Raw genomic sequence first — 15,494 nt, 5'->3', positions numbered from 1 at the left:
CGACTCCTGCTAGCCCGACGGCCGACTCCGGCGGAACGACGACGGGCCCCGGTCGGTGACGCAGGGTCACCGGCCCGGGGCCCGGTCGGGTGTGGCTCAGGAGATGTCGCGCCGCCGGATGGTCAGCACGCCGATCACGCCGGTCACCACCGCGTAGCCGATCAGCACCGCGGCGCCGGCCCACTGCGGTGGGTTCCCCGGGATGTCGGTGTCGCCGCCCACCATCAGACTGGACGCCAGCGACGGCACCAGAAGCTGAAGCTTGCTGATCCAGTCGCCGAACCGCTCCGCCAGCAGGCCGATCGCGATCGCCGCGCCGATGGTGCCGCCCAGGTAGAGCAGGATGCCGGTCACGGTCGCGCCGATCTGGCTGCGGATCAGCACGCCGAGGCCGACGCCGAGCACCGACCAGAGCAGATAGGCCAGCCCGTTGAGCGCTATCGCACGCCAGACCACGCCGCTGCCGAGCTGCGGGTCGACGTCCACCGCGTTCAGGATCAACGGTGCGAAGATCAGGTTGAGCGCCGTGGTGACGATCCAGAAGAGCAGCGCCAGCACGCCGGCCGCGGCCAGCTTGGCCAGCATCACCGCGGTGCGGTGCGGCGCGGTGAGGAACGTGGTGGTCACCGTCTGGTGGAAGAACTCGCTCGTCACCACCACGATGCCGAGCAGCATCACGATGAGCAGGCCGAAGAACTGACCGTTGGTGTAGAGGTTGGCGGCCAGGTTGTCGGCCGCCGCGGCCGCCTGGAGCTGGTCGGCCTGGTCACCCGACACCTCGCCCAGGTTGCCGCCGGCCAGGGCGTCGGTCTGGAGATAGTTGAAGAACAGCGCGAGCCCCCACAGCGGGAGGGTGATCAGCCCGAAGATCCACCAGGTGCTGGTGGTGCGGATCTTGAGCAGTTCGGATCGGACCAGCGTCATCGGATCTCCGCCTTTCCGGCCGTCAGCTCCAGGAAGACCCCTTCGAGGTCGGGACGTTCCGTGGTCAGCTCGTGCAGCTCGACCTTCGCGGCCAGCGCGAGCCGGCCCACGGTCGGCGCGTCCACGCCGCTGACCAGCAGCGCTCCGTGCGGGTCGGCGTCGACCGTGGCGGACTGCTCGCGCAGCGCCGCGGCCAGCTCGTCCGCCTGCGGGGTACGCACCCGCACCCGGGCGCCGTGCGTCATCGAGCCCATCACCTGCTCGACCGGCCCCTGCCGGACCAGCTTGCCGGCCGCGATGATCACCACGTCGTCGGCGAGCAGCTGCATCTCGGAGAGCAGGTGGCTGGAGACCAGCACCGTCCGGCCCTCGGCGGCCAGGCCCTTGAGGAAGCCCCGCATCCAGCGGATGCCCTCCGGGTCCAGGCCGTTGGCCGGCTCGTCCAGGATCAGCACCTGTGGGTTGCCGAGCATCGCGGCGGCGATCCCCAGGCGCTGCTTCATGCCCAGCGAGTAGCCCTTGAACTTGCGCTTCGCCGCCGGCGAGAGCCCGACCAGGGCCAGCGCCTCGTCCGCGCGCTCCTTCGGCAGCCCGGCCGCCGCGCAGATCACCCGCAGGTGGTTGATCCCGGTGCGGCCCTTGTGCGCGCTGGACGCCTCCAGCACCGCGCCCACCGTCCGCAGCGGGTCGGTCAGGTCGGCGTACCGGTGGCCGCCGATGGTGGCCGTGCCGGCGGTCGGCGTGACCAGGTTGAGCAGCATGCGCAGCGTGGTCGTCTTACCGGCGCCGTTCGGGCCGAGGAAGCCGGTGACCCGGCCCGGCTCGACGGTGAACGACAGATTGTCGACCGCGCGGACGTTCTTGTATTGCTTGGTCAAGCCGGACACGATGATCTGGCCGGTCCCGGCACTGGGGCGTGGCTGCCCGTCGGACATCATTCTCCTCTCCTGCCCCGGCGGGCTCGACGCACGCCGGTGGGACGCCGTTGCGGGGGCGCCCCGCACAGCCTGACAACCTGGCGCAAGGGGGTCAATCAGGCGGGGTGCGTACGCGCCTTCCTCCTCAAGGAGGAGATCACCCGGCCGGCAGCGCGACCCAGGTGGCACGGGCCCGACCCAACAGCGCGCCGTCCGGCCCGTACAGGCTGGTGTGCACCTCGGCGCGGCGCCCCTCGCGGCGCACCGCGACGCCCGTCACCACGCACGCGTCGCCGGGCCGCGGCAGCGCGGTGACCTGCGCGGCGATCCGGCCCAGGACGTACGGCCGGCCGGCGGAGAGCACCGCCCAGCCGCCGGGGCAGTCCAGCGCCGCCCAGACCGTGGCGGGCACCACCTCGGCCGGGGCGTGGAACGGCGCCGCGGTCCGCCCGTCCGGCAGCCGGCCGGGGAAGATCCGCAATCCGTCCGGGCGGTCCGGGCCGCAGACGTAGCAGCCGGGGAACGGGTGGTCCACCAGCCCCGGGTACGCCCGCGCGGCGTCCTCGGCCGTCGCCGGGTCCACCGGCGGCACCACCGCGTCGACCGGCTCGACGCGGCGCACCTCGGCGACCAGCCGGCCCTGCGGGTCGCGTACCTCGCCGTCGGCGGCGGCCAGCGGGGTGTCCAGCGGCGGCGGCCGGCGCAGCGTCACCTCCACCGGCCCCCGGTCGTCGACGAGCGCGGCGAAGATCCCGGCGCTCCAGCCGCCGTTGCCGGAGCCGTCCGGTCCGTGGAATCGGGCCTCGACCAGCACGCGCACCTCCGGGTTCACCGCCGCCGGCGCCGTCGCCGGTGGTCGCCCGGCAGCCTCGCACACGTGCCGTTCGCGCTCCGCACGCCGCCGCCGACGGGCGTTCACCGGATCGACACCCCTCACCCCGGGTACGGCAACCCGAGGCACCTACACAGGACCCATGGCCGTTCTGCACGCCGCTGGCGCACCCATCACGACCAGCGGTTACACCCTGCTGATCGCCGACGACCCGACACTGGTCGCGGCCGCGCAACGCCTGCGCCACGAGGTCTTCGCCGGAGAACTCGGCGCCACCCTGCCGCCCGGTGCCGCCGGGCTCGACACCGACGAGTTCGACGCGCACTGCGACCACCTGGTGGTGCGCTGCGAGGGCACCGGCGAGGTGGTCGGCACCTACCGGCTGCTGCCGCCCGGCCGCACCGACCGGCGGTACGCCGACGGCGAGTTCGACCTGGGCGCGCTGGCCCCGCTCCGCGACGACCTCGTCGAGGCCGGCCGGTCCTGCGTGCACCCGGACCACCGCACCGGCGCCGTGATCAACCTGATGTGGGCCGGCATCTGCCGCTACCTGCACCTGCGCGGCTCCCGCTGGCTCGGCGGCTGCGCCTCGGTGCCGGTCGCCGACGGCGGGGTCGCCGCCGCCGAGGTGTGGGCGCAGGTCACCGACCGGCACCTCGCTCCGCCGCCGCTGCGGGTGACCCCGCGCCGGCCCTGGTTCGCCGAGGCGCCGGTCGCCGCCGCCGGCGCCCCGCTCACCCCGGCCGAGCGCCGGGCGCTCGTCCCGCCGCTGCTCCGCGGCTACCTGCGGCTCGGCGCCTGGGTCGCCGGCGAGCCGGCGTACGACCCGGAGTTCGGCTGCGCGGACTTCTACGTGCTGTTCTCGCTGGACCGGATGAATCCGCGCCACCTGCGGCACTTCCTCGGCGAGGTGGGACCGTGACGCTGCTCGTGGATGCCGCTCAGCCGGGTCTGGACGGCGGGCGTCCGGCCGGCGACGGTCTGTGGCGGCCCGCCTCCGGCTGCGGGCCGGACTGTCTGCCGCCACCGGCCGCGCCGGACGTGTCGGCGCTGCGCCGGGCCGGCCGGCTGCTCGGCGTACTCGGGATGCTGGTGGTGGGGGCCGGTCTGGCCGCGCTGCTGCCGGTGTTGCCGGCGGCCGACCGGCGGGCCGCGTTGCGTGGTTGGGCCCGTGCGACGCTGCGCGCCCTCGGCGTGCGGCTGGCGGTCCGGGGCCGGCCGCCGCGTCGCCGCGCGCTGCTGGTCGCCAACCACGTCTCCTGGCTGGACGTGCTCGCGGTGCTCGCCGTGTCGCCGGCCCGGATGCTGGCCAAGCGGGAGGTCCGGAGTTGGCCGGTGATGGGCGCGCTGGCCGCGGCGGCCGGCACCGTCTTCGTGGACCGGTCCCGGCCGCGTGAGCTGCCGGCGACGGTCGCCCGGGTGGCCGAGGCGCTGCGCGCCGGGCATCCGGTGGCGGTGTTCCCGGAGGGGACGACGTGGTGCGGCGCGACGGCCGGCTGCCGTCCCGGTCGCGGCTTCCGCCCGGCGATGTTCGAGGCCGCGGTGACGGCCGGCGCGCCGGTGGTGCCGCTGAGCGTCGCCTACCGCTACGCGGGCGACCCCAGCACGCTGCCCGCCTTCCTCGGCGCGGAGACGCTCTGGGCGTCGGCGCGCCGGGTGCTCGCCGCCCGCGACCTGACCGTCACGGTGACCGTGGCCGCCGCGCTGCATCCGGCCGACGGGGCGGACCGCCGGCTGCTGGCCCGCGCCGCCGAAGCCGTGATCCACTGCTCCCCACCCCGCCGCTCCCCGGCCCCGGCGGGCTCCCCGGCTCCTGCCGTCTCCCCGGCCCCGGCAGTCTGCTCGGCTCCGGTGGGCGCCGTGGCCCCGGCGGTGTCCCCGGTTCCGCCTCCGGGCGCGGCGCAGCCCGGGGTCGCAGCCTCGCCGCTGTCCGGCCCCGCCCCGACCACACCGGCCCTCGACCTGGCCGCCTGACCAATCCCAGTCCCCGCTCGCGCCCATGCGACAGCCCACCGAGATCTGACCGGTGAACAGGCCCTTCCGTAGTGGCTGGACGCCAGTTCGGCGAAGTGGTGGTGTCCGGTCGGAGGGGATGCCGCCACGTCACCATCATGGGACGGTTCCGCGTCGGGATCTCCGTGCTTCCCGGCAGGTGGAGCCGGCGGTTCGCCCAGTCTCCGGTGATCACCCAGGTAATGACGCGACACAGTCTTGTTCAGTCGCGATGTATCGCGTTATGCTCCTCCCGTTGATCGACGTGTCGGGGGGGCACGTCGCCGAGGGGAGGACGCCATGGCGAGCTGGACAGTCGACGGCCCGCAGCGGGTCACGCTGGACGAGCCGGTCACCCGGCTGGACGTCCGGTTGGTCAGCGGCCGGCTCAACGTGGTCGGCACCGACGGCCCGGCCCGGGTCGACGTCACCCGGATCAGCCGCCGGCCGCTCCTGGTCGAGCTGCGCGACGGGCGACTGAGCGTCCGACACGAGCGGCTTCCCCGCTGGCCCGGCGTGCTCTGGTGGCTCGGTCAGCTCCGCCGCCGGTTCCGCGCCGAGGTGTCGATCGCCGTGCCGGCGCAGGCACTGGCCGAACTGCACCTGACCGACGGCGCGCTGGTCGCCTCCGGGCTACGCCGCGACACCCGGGTCGACGTCACCTCCGGTCAGGTCACCCTGATGGGGCTGCGGGGCCGCACCACCGCCAAGGTCGTCTCCGGCCCGGTGGAGGCGCTCGGCATCGGCGGGGACCTCGACCTGGAGACCGTCTCCGGTGAGCTGGTCCTGGCCGACAGCGCGCCCGATCGGGTCCGAGCCCACGCGATCTCCGGCTCGATCACCTGCGACCTGGACAACCCGCGGGGCAGCGAGATCCGGCTCAGCGCCATCTCCGGCAGCATCACCGTGCGGGTCCGCGCGGACAGCGACCTCAGCGTGCACCTGCACACCACCTCCGGCCGGATCACCAGCGGTTTCCCGCAGATCTGCGGCGGCCAGCACGGCTTCGGCGCGGTCAAGGACAGCCACGGGGTGCTCGGTGGGGGCACCGGTAAGCTCTGGGCGTCCGCGACGTCCGGCAGCATCGCGCTGCTGGCCCGCCCGGTCACCGACGCCGACGACCCGGAGGACCTGCCGTGACCGCCGTGTTCAGCCACGGGCGGCTCCGGCTCTATCTGCTCAAGCTCCTCGACGACGGGCCGAAGCACGGCTACGAGCTGATCCGCCTGCTGGAGGAACGCTTCCTCGGGCTCTACGCGCCAAGCGCCGGCACCATCTATCCCCGGCTGCAACGACTTGAGGTGGAGGAGCTGGTCACCCACACCGCGGCCGGCGGGCGCAAGGTCTACGAGATCACCGAGGCCGGGCGCGCCGAGCTGCGGCAGCGCGCCGACGAGCTGGCCACCCTGGAGGCCGACATCAGCGCCTCCGTCGAGGATCTCGCCGCGCTGGCCGGTGAGATCCGCACCGAGGTACGTGGCTCCGCGCGCGACCTGAAACGTGAGCTGCGCGAGGTGACCCGGCAGACCCGGCAGAACCGGTGGACGCCGCCACCGTCGCCGACCGTGCGGCCCGGGGGCGCCGCCGAGTCGCCGCTGCTGGCCGAGTTCGACAGTCGGCTGGCCGCGTTCACCGTCGAGGTCGGCGCGCTGGTGCGGGCCGGTCGGCTCAGCGACAACCAGCTGCGCACCGCGATCCGGCTGCTCGACGGCGCGCTCGACGGGCTGCGGCGACTGCTCCGCTGATCTCACAGGTTGTTTCCAGGTTCTGCCCAGCGCGACCGCAGCCGGAACACGGATGATGGGAGCCATGGCGGCTACCCAGACCGAGGCCCGACTGCTCGTCGTCGAGGACGATCCCAACATCCTCGAACTGCTCTCCGCGAGCCTGCGCTTCGCGGGCTTCGACGTGGCCACCGCGACCAGCGGCAGCGCTGCGCTGCACGCCGCCAAGGACCACCGGCCCGACCTGGTCGTGCTCGACGTGATGCTGCCCGACCTCGACGGCTTCGAGGTCATCCGGATGCTCCGCGAGGGCGGCACCCGTACCCCGGTGGTGTTCCTGACCGCGCGGGACGCCACCGACGACAAGATCCGGGGGCTGACCCTGGGCGGCGACGACTACGTCACCAAGCCGTTCAGCCTGGAGGAGCTGACCGCCCGGATCCGGGCGGTGCTGCGGCGCACCGCGACCGGCGAGCAGGCCCCGTCCCGGCTCACGTTCGCCGACCTGGAGCTGGACGAGGAGACCCACGAGGTGCACCGGGCCGGGCAGCGGGTGCAGCTCTCGCCGACCGAGTTCAAGCTGCTGCGCTATCTGATGCTCAACGCCAACCGGGTGCTCAGCAAGGCGCAGATCCTCGACCACGTCTGGAACTACGACTTCCGCGGCGACGACAACATCGTCGAGTCCTACATCTCCTACCTGCGGCGCAAGGTCGACAACACCCAGCCCCGGCTCATCCACACCCTGCGCGGGGTCGGGTACGTGCTGCGCAAGCCGGCGGCGTGAACGCCGTCCACGACGCGAAGGGCTGGGTGCGCGCGGTTCCGCTGCGGCTGAAGCTGGTCACCGCGGTGCTCGCGCTGGTGGCGGGCGCCCTGCTCGTCATCAGCGTCTCCACCGCCTACTTCCTGCACAACTATCTGGTGGGCCGGATCGACGGTGAACTCGACGACCAGCTCAACCGCGGGGTGACGGTGAGCGAGAAGAGCTCGACCACGCTGCCGACCGACTACATGGTGGCGTTGTGGAACAGCTCCGTCCAGCGGGGCGCCGCGCTCCGCGACCAGACGTTGCAGGAACAGGACCTGCCGGCCGGTATCGATGAGCAGTCCTGGTACGACGAGCACGCCAACGGCGAGGCATTCACCGAGGAGGGTGCCGACAAGAGGGTTCGCTGGCGGCTGATGGTCCGGCAGGACAGCGCGGACTCCTACCGGGTCATCGGGCAGAACCTCACCGACGTCGACCTCTCCGTGCGACAACTGCTCTGGATCGACCTGTTGGTGGGTGGCGCGGTGCTGATCATCCTGGCGTCGGTCGGCGCGGGCATCGTGCGTACCAGTCTCAAACCGCTGGTGGAGATCGAGCGGACCGCGGCGGCCATCGCCGGCGGCGACCTGACCCGGCGGGTGCCCGACCCGGAGGAGGGGCGGCCGTGCCCGACCTCCGAGCTGGGCCGGCTCTCCCGGGCGTTGAACGCGATGCTGGCGCAGATCGAGGCCGCGTTCACCGCGCGGGCCGCCTCCGAGGCGGCGGCGCGCAGCGCGGAGATGGGCGCCCGGGACGCCGCCGCGCACGCGCAGGCGTCGGAAACGCGGGCCCGCCGCTCGGAGGAGCGGATGCGGCAGTTCATCGCGGACGCCTCACACGAGCTGCGGACGCCGCTGACCACGATCCGCGGCTTCGCCGAGCTGTACCGGCAGGGCGCGGTGCGGGCCCCGGAGCAGACCGCCGACCTGCTGCGCCGCATCGAGGACGAGGCGTCCCGGATGGGGCTGCTGGTCGAGGACCTGCTGCTGCTCGCGCGGATGGACCGGGAACGGCCGATCACGTTGGCTCCGGTGGAGTTGCCGGTGTTGGCGTCGGACGCGGTGCAGGCGGCCCGGGTGGTCGACCCGGACCGGCGGATCGAGCTGGAGCGGGAACCGGGCGCGGGCCCGCTGGTGGTGCTCGGTGACGACGCCCGACTGCGGCAGGTGATCGGCAACCTGATGACCAACGCGCTCACGCACACCCCGTCGGACGCCGCGGTGACGCTGCGGTTGCGCGCGGAGCCAGGGCGCCTCGCCGTGGTGGAGGTGGCGGACACCGGCCCCGGCCTGAGCCCGGAGCAGGCCGAGCGGGTCTTCGAGCGGTTCTACCGGGTGGACGCCGCCCGTACCCGCCGGGCCGGCGGGCCGACCAGCACCGGTCTCGGTCTGGCCATCGTCGCCGCGCTGGTGGCGGCGCACCACGGCACGGTGGAGGCGGTCCAGACGCCGGGTGGCGGGGCCACGTTCCGGGTGAAGCTGCCGCTGCTGCCCGAGGCGTCCGAGCCGGGCGAGTGACTTACAGAAAACATTCAGGCGGATTCCAGGCTGGTGACAGTGCCACGGGGAAAGCTGTAGCCATGACCGACCACGAGACCGAGCCGCAGCGGTCGCCGGCCCCCGCCGACGCCGAGCCGTCGCACCACACCGCCGAGCTGCCCCGCGCCCAGAGCGGGACATCGGACTCCACTCCGGCCGCCGCGTCGGTTCCGGCCGACTCCCCGGCCGCCGGGACCACCGCCCACGCCGACACCCCCGCCAGCCCGTACGCGCCGACGTCGAGCGCGCCGGCCAGCCCGTACGGCCCGCCGGCCGCGACCCCGGCCAGCCCGTACGCCGCCCCGCAGCACCCGGCGGCCGGGCAGCAGCAGCCGCACCCCTGGTACGGGGGACAGCAGCACGGCGGCTGGGCCCAGCAGGGCGGTGCCGGCTACCCGGCGCAGCCGGTCGGCGGGCCGGTGCCGACCTACCAGGCGCAGCCCGGGCACCAGCCCTACCCGCAGCACCAGCACCAGGCCGGGCAGCCGGTTCCGCCGTGGGGCCCGCAGCAGCCGGCCCGGCCGAGCCGGGCCGGCAAGTTCGTCGGCGCTGGCGCGCTGGCGTTGGCCCTGATGTTCGGTTCGGGCGTGGCCGGGGGCGCGTTGGCGCTGGCTCTCGACGGCGGCGGCGGGACCACCCGCACCTACTCCGCCGCTCCGGTGATCAACAGCGCCGATCTTCCCAAGATCGCGGCTGCCGTCCAGGACAGCATCGTCACGATCATGACGGACAGCGGTGAGGGCTCCGGGGTGATCCTCAGCGCCGACGGGTTCGTGCTGACCAACAACCACGTGGTCGCCTCCGCCAGTGGCGACACGGTGAAGGTGGTCTTCGCCGACGGCAAGACCGCCTCGGCCAAGATCGTCGGAACCGATCCGAAGACCGACCTCGCGGTGGTCCGGGCCAGCGGCGTGAGCGGCCTGAAGGCGGCGAAGTTCGGCGACAGCGACAGCATGCAGGTCGGCGACCAGGTGCTGGCGCTGGGCAGCCCGCTCGGGCTGCAGGGTTCGGTGACCGCCGGCATCCTCAGCGCCCGCGACCGCACCATCTCCGCCGGCGAGGGTGGCCAGCAGCAGAGCCCGCAGGGGGCCAGCTCGATCTCCGGCCTGTTGCAGACCGACGCCCCGATCAACCCGGGCAACTCCGGCGGCGCGCTGGTCAACACCCGGGGTGAGGTGATCGGTATCAACACCGCGATCGCCACCGCCGGGCAGGGCAGCAACGGCAACATCGGCGTCGGCTTCGCCATCCCGAGCAACAAGGCCAAGGACGTGGCCGGGAAGCTCCAGCGTGGCGAGAAGGTCAGCCACCCGTCGCTCGGGGTCAGCGTGAACACCGCCGAGGACGGCGGTGCGCTGGTCGCCGCGGTCACCCCGGGCAGTCCCGCCGAGTCCGCCGGGCTCCAGCGGGGCGACGTGATCACCAAGTTCGGCGACACCGTGATCAACGAATCCAACGACCTGGTGGGCGCGGTGCAGGCCGGCAAGGTCGGCGACCGGGTCGAGATCCAGTTCAAGCGAAACGGATCCGACGAGAAGGCAACCGTGACGCTCGCCGAGACGTCATAGTCCTCAAGACCTGCCTCCCTCCCGGGCGGCGGGCGACGGAGCCAAGGGGGTTGGCTCCGTCGTCCGCCGCTCTCCTCGTCTCTCACCCGATGCGGGTGAGACCGGCCCGCGCCGCCGTTTACCTGATGCCGCCCCGGGAACCCGTCGCCGATCGGGTACGCCGGGGACGAGCGGGGAGGGACTCGTGGCCGTGAACCAGCCGCCGTCGGAGCGCGTGCGGGCCGGGCCCCTCCGGATCGCGATGGTGGTCCCGCCCTGGCTGTCCGTGCCGCCGCCCGGCTACGGCGGACTGGAGACCCTGGTGGCCGGGCTGGTCGACGCGCTGATCGACCGCGGGCACGCGGTGACGCTGTTCGGCGCCGGCTCGGAACACGGCACGGCCGCCGACTTCGTCTCCACCTGCACCGAGCTGCAGTACGACCGGATGGGCGAGTCCCTGCCCGAGCTGGCCCACCTGGCGCACGTCGACCGGCTGGTCGACCCGGCGGACTTCGACCTGGTGCACGACCACAGCACCATCGGCCCGCTGATGGCCGGCCGACGCCGCGTCCCCACCGTCGCCACCGTGCACGGCAACCCGGTCGGCGAGTACGGCACGGTGCTGAGCAGCACCGACCGGGGGGTCGGCCTGATCGCGATCTCGCACGCCCAGCGCCGGGCCAACCCCGGCCTGCCCTGGGTCGGCACGGTGCACAACGCGATGCCGCTGCGGGACGTCCCGCGCAAGCGGGCGCCGGGGACCGGGCCGGTGCTCTGGCTGGCCCGGTTCAGCCCGGACAAGGGCCCCGACGTGGCGATCCGGGCCTGTCGGGCGGCCGGGTTGGCGCTCACCCTGGCGGGCAAGTGCAACGAGCCGGCCGAGCGCCGCTATCTCGAACAGGTGGTGGAGCCGATGCTCGGCGACGACGTCAGCCTGGTGGTGAACGCGGACCGCGAAGTCGTGCTGCGGTTGCTGCTCGACGCCCGCTGCCTGGTCATGCCGATCCAGTGGGCCGAGCCGTTCGGCATGGTGATGGTGGAGGCCATGGCGACCGGCACGCCGGTGGTGGCGTTGCGCCGCGGGGCGGTGCCGGAGCTGGTCCGGCCCGGTGTCACCGGGCTGGTCTGCGACCACGCCGAGGAGTTGCCGGCGGCGCTGCGCGCGGCGGCCGACCTGGACCCGGCCGCCTGCGTCGCGCACGTCGCGCAGAACTTCTCGGTGGAGCGGATGGCCGCCGACCACGAGGCGGTCTACCGAGGTTTTCTGGCCGGGCGGGCCACTGCGGCGGGGCCCCGGGAAGTCGCCCCGCTCGTCGCCGGCTGACCGCTCAGGTGCGGCCGGCCACCAGTTCCGCCGCGGCGGCATCGAGCTGTCGCGCGTATCCGGGGGTGATGCTGCCCTCGCGCCGACGCTCGACGATCTTGCCGCGGAGCCGTTCCACGGCGGCGGTCACCGCTCCCTCGCCGCTCGCGGCCACCGCGTTGCGCAGCAGGTTGCGCAGATCCACCCCGACGTCCTCGCGGATCTGACCGTCCGCCAGCCCGGCCTCGATCAGCCCGTCCACCCGCTCGGCCGGGTCGCCGGCCGGCACGATCGGCGCGGCGGCGGTGGTGGGCTCGCCGGTCGGCTCGGTCGGCGCCGTGGTGGTCGGGCCGTCCGTCGGGGACGGCACGCCGGTGGACGCCGGCACCGGCCCGACGGTGGGCAGCACCCGCGGCTCGGCCGTCCGGTCCGGGATCAGCGCCGGCACCAGCAGCGCGGCGGCGGCGACCAGCACCAGGCCGGCGCCGGTGAGCACCAGCACCCGCCGCCGCGTCGGCGCGGCCGAGGGCGGCGCGGCAGGCGGCGGCGCCGACGGCGCCGGCCGGGTCGGCGCGGACGTCAGTGCGGGCAGCGTCATCGTCGGCGCGAGCATGGTGGTCGCCTGGGGGTCGGCGGGCAGCAACTGGTCGCGCAGCACGGCCGCCACCCGGTGCGCGGTGGGCCGCTGCCGCGGGTCGCGGGCCAGGCAGCGCAGGCAGATGTCCGCGACCGGCCGGGGCAGCCCCGGTACGCCGTCGAGCGTGGGCGGCGCGCTCTGCGTCAGCGCGGTGCTGAGCTGCTCCCAGGTGTCCGCCGGGTACGGCGGTTGGCCGGTCAACGTCTCGAAGAGGAGCACGCCCAGCGAGTAGACGTCGGTGGCCGGTTGGGCCGGCGCGCCGTCCAGCCGCTCCGGCGCCACGTACGCCGGGGTGCCGAACGTGCCGCCGTCCTCGTCCTCGTCCGGCGCGCCGACCCGGGTGGCGATGCCGAAGTCGAGCACCTTCGCCCCGATCCCGGTCATCATCACATTGGCCGGGGTGACGTCCCGGTGCACGATGCCGAGCCGGTGCGCCGCGGCCAGCGCCTCGGCCACCTGGGCGCCCGTCTCCACCGCCGCCGGCCAGGGCAGCGGGCCCTCGGTCAGCCGGTGTTCCAGTTCCTCGCCGCTGAGCAGCTCCATCACCACGAACGAAGTGATGGAGCCGTCCGGGGCCACCGTCTCGCCGTAGTCGTGCACGGCGGTGACGTGGGGATGGTCGAGCTGGGCGGCCGAGCGGGCCTCCTCGCGCACCATGTCGCGGAACCGGGCGTCGGCGGCGAGCGAGGCGGCGAGGACCTTCACCGCCACCACCCGGTCGAGGACCTCGTCGCGGGCCCGCCAGATCACCGACATGCCGCCGGCGCCGATCCGGTCGATGAGCCGGTAGCGCCGGGCCAGCAGGCGGCCGGCCTGGAGTGTCGCCATCACCTCGCACCTGCCCTGCGCTCGGGAGCGCTATCAGGTTGCGGGAATGTGTCTGACCTGTCAACGGCCGTCCGATCCCGGTGGCGCTGCGCGCCGTCGCGATGGCGTGGCGTGACCGCCCGGTCGGCCCCGGGCGCGGGCGGCCGGCCGGCGGGCCCCGTGCCAGGATGAACGGCATGGCAGGCGGTCCGGTGGCGTTCGTGCTCGGTGGCGGGGGAGTGCTGGGCGCGGTCGAGGTGGGCATGCTGCGGGCCCTGTTCCGCGCCCGCGTCCGCCCCGACCTGGTGCTCGGCACGTCGATCGGCGCGGTCAACGGCGCCCTGGTCGCCGCCGACCCGACCGAGGCGGTCACCGACCGGCTGGTCCGGCTGTGGGCCTCCCCGGAGGCGAGCGAGGTGTACGGCGACTCGGTCGCCCGGCAGTTGCGCCGGTTCGCCGCGCGTACCCACCTGCACTCGCCGCGCCCGCTGCGTCGGCTGCTGGAGAGCGAGCTGGGCGAGGCGACCACCTTCGACGACCTGGCCGTGCCGTTCCGGTGCTGCGCCGCGAACATCGAGCGCGCCGCCGAACACTGGTTCTCCGCCGGGCCGCTGGTGCCGGCGGTGCTCGCGTCCGCCTCGGTGCCCGGGCTGCTGCCGCCCGCCCGGATCGCCGGCCAGCACTACATCGACGGCGGGGTGGTCAACTCCATCCCGGTCGGCGAGGCGGTGGCGGCCGGGGCGACGCAGATCTTCGTCCTCCAGGTGGGCCGGATCGAGCGCGAGCTGAGCCCGCCGCGCCGGCCCTGGGAGATCGCCCAGGTCGCGTTCGAGATCGCCCGGCGGCACCGGTTCGCCCGCGAGATGGCGGCGCTGCCCGACGGCGTCGAGGTGCACGTGCTGCCGACCGGCGGGCTGGATCCGCGCGACGACAGCCCCTGGGCATATCGGGACATGGCGGCGGTGGGGCGGCGGATCAGCCGGGCATACACTGCCTCCCGCCGCTACCTGGACACCGCGCTGGACCGTTGATGCCGCTGCCACCCCGCTGGCTGCGCCGGCTCCTGCTCGCGCCGGCCGTCGTGCTGCTCGCCGCCGCCGTGGTGCTCACGCTGCCCGGCTGGGCGTTGCTGGCGCTGGCCGCGTCGCCGCTGGTACCGGGGCGGCTGCGCCCGCTGCGGCTGCTCTGGATCGGCGCCGTCTACCTGGTCTGGGACGCCGCCGCCCTGCTCGCCCTCTTCCTGCTCTGGGTGGCCTCCGGGTTCGGTCGCCACAAGCGGTCGCCGGCGTTCCAGCGGGCCCACTACGTGGTCGCCGGCCGGTTCCTGCGGGTGCTGTTCTGGCAGGCCCGGTGGACGCTGCGGCTGAGCATCGACGTGGTGGGCACCGACCCGGACACCGCGCTGCCCGGCCGACCCGAGCTGGTGCTCTGCCGGCACGCCGGGCCGGGCGACTCGTTCATCCTGATCCACGCGCTGGTGAACTGGTTCCATCGGGAGCCCCGCATCGTGCTCAAGGAGAGCCTGCAGTGGGACCCGGCCATCGACGTGCTGCTCAACCGGCTGCCCAACCGGTTCATCGCGCCCGGCCCGGACGGCCGTGACTCGGCGTTGCGGCAGATCGGGCACCTGGCCACCGGCCTGGACGACGACGACGCCTTCGTGATCTTCCCGGAGGGCGGCAACTTCACCCCGTCGCGCCGGTTGCGCGCGATCGCCCGCCTGCGCGGCCTCGGCCTGGAGCGGATGGCGCTGCGCGCCGAGCGGATGCAGCACGTGCTCGCGCCGCAGCCGGGCGGGCTGCTCACCGCGCTCGACGCCGCGCCGGACGCCGGGGTGATCTTCGTGGCGCACACCGGCCTGGACCAGATGCTGACGGTCGCGGACGTGTGGCGTGAGCTGCCGATGGACAAGCGGATCGTGATGCGGTTCTGGTCGGTGCCGCCGGAGGAGATCCCGGCCGGCGAGCAGGAGCGCATCGACTGGCTGTTCGACTGGTGGGCGCGGATCGACAGGTGGGTCGCGGCGAACCGGGACGGCCGGGCCGACGCCTGAACGGCTTTCCCGGCCGGTTCCGGCACGGCGGCCCGACCGCCGCGTAGGGTGCGCTGGTGGAGCAGATCTGCGTGGTGACGACGGTGGTGGACGCCCGCCGGGTGGCGGACGTGTTGGCGGCCGCGGCCGTCGCCGGCCGCCTGGCGGCGTGTGCCCAGGTCGGCGGGCCGGTGGACAGCACCTACTGGTGGCAGTCGGCGATCCAGACCACCGCCGAGTGGTGGGTGCGGTTCAAGACCACGCCGGACCGGGTGGACGCGCTCGTCGACCAGCTCCGCGCCAACCACCCGTACGAGGTGCCGGAGATCCTGGTCAGCCGGGAGGACAGCGGCAACCCCGACTACACGGCCTGGGTGCGCGAGCACACCCGACCCTAGGTACGCCTACTCTGTCCGGCCACCGCGCCGTC

The 15,494-nt window shown here is 74.2% G+C and carries 15 protein-coding genes; 11 read left to right on the top strand and 4 right to left on the bottom strand.

All coding sequences use genetic code 11. The features are described 5' to 3' along the window. Positions 1-96: 96 nt before the first annotated feature. From AB0H28_RS00290 to AB0H28_RS00280, 3 genes are all read right to left on the bottom strand, one after another. A complete protein-coding gene (locus AB0H28_RS00290; RefSeq protein WP_358032060.1) occupies positions 97-924 on the bottom strand; it encodes an ABC transporter permease in 828 nt (275 codons plus the stop codon). Further along, positions 921-1,859 (bottom strand): ABC transporter ATP-binding protein, encoded by a 939-nt coding sequence (locus tag AB0H28_RS00285; RefSeq protein ID WP_358032056.1) that lies wholly within the window; start codon positions 1,857-1,859, stop codon positions 921-923. Before AB0H28_RS00285 ends, AB0H28_RS00290 begins: the two co-directional genes overlap by 4 nt. Positions 1,860-1,998: 139 nt before the next feature. Then, positions 1,999-2,655: a hypothetical protein gene (locus tag AB0H28_RS00280; protein WP_358033785.1), complete on the bottom strand. Its 657-nt coding sequence runs from the start codon at positions 2,653-2,655 to the stop codon at positions 1,999-2,001. A gap of 160 nt (positions 2,656-2,815) precedes the next feature. Between AB0H28_RS00280 and AB0H28_RS00275 the strand changes: the two genes are divergently transcribed. The 8 genes from AB0H28_RS00275 (at position 2,816) to AB0H28_RS00240 (ending at position 11,609) form a co-directional block, all read left to right on the top strand. After that, positions 2,816-3,595: a GNAT family N-acyltransferase gene (locus tag AB0H28_RS00275; protein ID WP_358032052.1), complete on the top strand. Its 780-nt coding sequence runs from the start codon at positions 2,816-2,818 to the stop codon at positions 3,593-3,595. A 2-nt stretch (positions 3,596-3,597) separates the two neighbouring features. After that, a complete protein-coding gene (locus AB0H28_RS00270; protein WP_358033781.1) occupies positions 3,598-4,647 on the top strand; it encodes a lysophospholipid acyltransferase family protein in 1,050 nt (349 codons plus the stop codon). A 318-nt stretch (positions 4,648-4,965) separates the two neighbouring features. Next, positions 4,966-5,805 carry a DUF4097 family beta strand repeat-containing protein gene (locus AB0H28_RS00265; RefSeq protein WP_358032049.1) on the top strand — a complete coding sequence of 280 codons (840 nt, stop codon included), beginning with the start codon at positions 4,966-4,968 and terminating at the stop codon, positions 5,803-5,805. Further along, on the top strand, positions 5,802-6,410 hold the full coding sequence (locus AB0H28_RS00260; RefSeq protein WP_358032046.1) for a PadR family transcriptional regulator: 609 nt from the start codon (positions 5,802-5,804) through the stop codon (positions 6,408-6,410). The genes AB0H28_RS00265 and AB0H28_RS00260 overlap by 4 nt, the downstream gene beginning before the upstream one ends. A 64-nt stretch (positions 6,411-6,474) precedes the next feature. Continuing rightward, positions 6,475-7,176: a response regulator transcription factor gene (locus AB0H28_RS00255; protein WP_091068807.1), complete on the top strand. Its 702-nt coding sequence runs from the start codon at positions 6,475-6,477 to the stop codon at positions 7,174-7,176. Continuing rightward, a complete protein-coding gene (locus tag AB0H28_RS00250; protein WP_358032043.1) occupies positions 7,173-8,717 on the top strand; it encodes an ATP-binding protein in 1,545 nt (514 codons plus the stop codon). The genes AB0H28_RS00255 and AB0H28_RS00250 overlap by 4 nt, the downstream gene beginning before the upstream one ends. 62 nt (positions 8,718-8,779) lie before the next feature. Then, the gene (locus AB0H28_RS00245; RefSeq protein ID WP_358032040.1) at positions 8,780-10,306 is read left to right on the top strand and encodes a trypsin-like peptidase domain-containing protein; all 1,527 of its coding nucleotides are present in this window, start codon (positions 8,780-8,782) and stop codon (positions 10,304-10,306) included. A 241-nt stretch (positions 10,307-10,547) separates the two neighbouring features. Beyond that, the gene (locus AB0H28_RS00240) at positions 10,548-11,609 is read left to right on the top strand and encodes a glycosyltransferase family 4 protein (protein ID WP_358033778.1); all 1,062 of its coding nucleotides are present in this window, start codon (positions 10,548-10,550) and stop codon (positions 11,607-11,609) included. Between the two features lie 4 nt (positions 11,610-11,613). Here AB0H28_RS00240 and AB0H28_RS00235 read toward each other — a convergent pair whose 3' ends face one another. Next, the gene (locus AB0H28_RS00235; RefSeq protein WP_358032038.1) at positions 11,614-13,053 is read right to left on the bottom strand and encodes a serine/threonine-protein kinase; all 1,440 of its coding nucleotides are present in this window, start codon (positions 13,051-13,053) and stop codon (positions 11,614-11,616) included. Positions 13,054-13,229: 176 nt separating this feature from the next. On the opposite strand from AB0H28_RS00235, the gene AB0H28_RS00230 reads away from it, so the two are divergent. Genes AB0H28_RS00230 through cutA form a run of 3 tightly spaced genes read left to right on the top strand, consistent with a single transcriptional unit; the run spans position 13,230 to position 15,462 of the window. Further along, on the top strand, positions 13,230-14,063 hold the full coding sequence (locus AB0H28_RS00230) for a patatin-like phospholipase family protein (protein ID WP_358032035.1): 834 nt from the start codon (positions 13,230-13,232) through the stop codon (positions 14,061-14,063). Further along, a complete protein-coding gene (locus AB0H28_RS00225; protein WP_358032033.1) occupies positions 14,063-15,085 on the top strand; it encodes a 1-acyl-sn-glycerol-3-phosphate acyltransferase in 1,023 nt (340 codons plus the stop codon). Before AB0H28_RS00230 ends, AB0H28_RS00225 begins: the two co-directional genes overlap by 1 nt. Before the next feature lie 56 nt (positions 15,086-15,141). Continuing rightward, positions 15,142-15,462 (top strand): divalent-cation tolerance protein CutA, encoded by a 321-nt coding sequence (gene cutA / locus AB0H28_RS00220; RefSeq protein ID WP_358032031.1) that lies wholly within the window; start codon positions 15,142-15,144, stop codon positions 15,460-15,462. Positions 15,463-15,494: the final 32 nt, after the last annotated feature.

The sequence above is a fragment of the Micromonospora sp. NPDC050980 genome (genome assembly GCF_040653835.1).
GTDB lineage: Bacteria > Actinomycetota > Actinomycetes > Mycobacteriales > Micromonosporaceae > Micromonospora.
This window is presented reverse-complemented; position numbering and strand designations above follow the sequence as displayed.

What these genes read in the sequence shown, in the direction of transcription:
- AB0H28_RS00290 (WP_358032060.1), bottom strand. Translation starts at nt 924, where the DNA reads ATGACGCTGGTCCGATCCGAACTGCTCAAGATCCGCACCACCAGCACC.
- AB0H28_RS00285 (WP_358032056.1), bottom strand. Translation starts at nt 1,859, where the DNA reads ATGTCCGACGGGCAGCCACGCCCCAGTGCCGGGACCGGCCAGATCATC.
- AB0H28_RS00275 (WP_358032052.1), top strand. Translation starts at nt 2,816, where the DNA reads ATGGCCGTTCTGCACGCCGCTGGCGCACCCATCACGACCAGCGGTTAC.
- AB0H28_RS00265 (WP_358032049.1), top strand. Translation starts at nt 4,966, where the DNA reads ATGGCGAGCTGGACAGTCGACGGCCCGCAGCGGGTCACGCTGGACGAG.
- AB0H28_RS00255 (WP_091068807.1), top strand. Translation starts at nt 6,475, where the DNA reads ATGGCGGCTACCCAGACCGAGGCCCGACTGCTCGTCGTCGAGGACGAT.
- AB0H28_RS00245 (WP_358032040.1), top strand. Translation starts at nt 8,780, where the DNA reads ATGACCGACCACGAGACCGAGCCGCAGCGGTCGCCGGCCCCCGCCGAC.
- AB0H28_RS00240 (WP_358033778.1), top strand. Translation starts at nt 10,548, where the DNA reads ATGGTGGTCCCGCCCTGGCTGTCCGTGCCGCCGCCCGGCTACGGCGGA.
- AB0H28_RS00235 (WP_358032038.1), bottom strand. Translation starts at nt 13,053, where the DNA reads ATGGCGACACTCCAGGCCGGCCGCCTGCTGGCCCGGCGCTACCGGCTC.
- AB0H28_RS00230 (WP_358032035.1), top strand. Translation starts at nt 13,230, where the DNA reads ATGGCAGGCGGTCCGGTGGCGTTCGTGCTCGGTGGCGGGGGAGTGCTG.
- AB0H28_RS00225 (WP_358032033.1), top strand. Translation starts at nt 14,063, where the DNA reads ATGCCGCTGCCACCCCGCTGGCTGCGCCGGCTCCTGCTCGCGCCGGCC.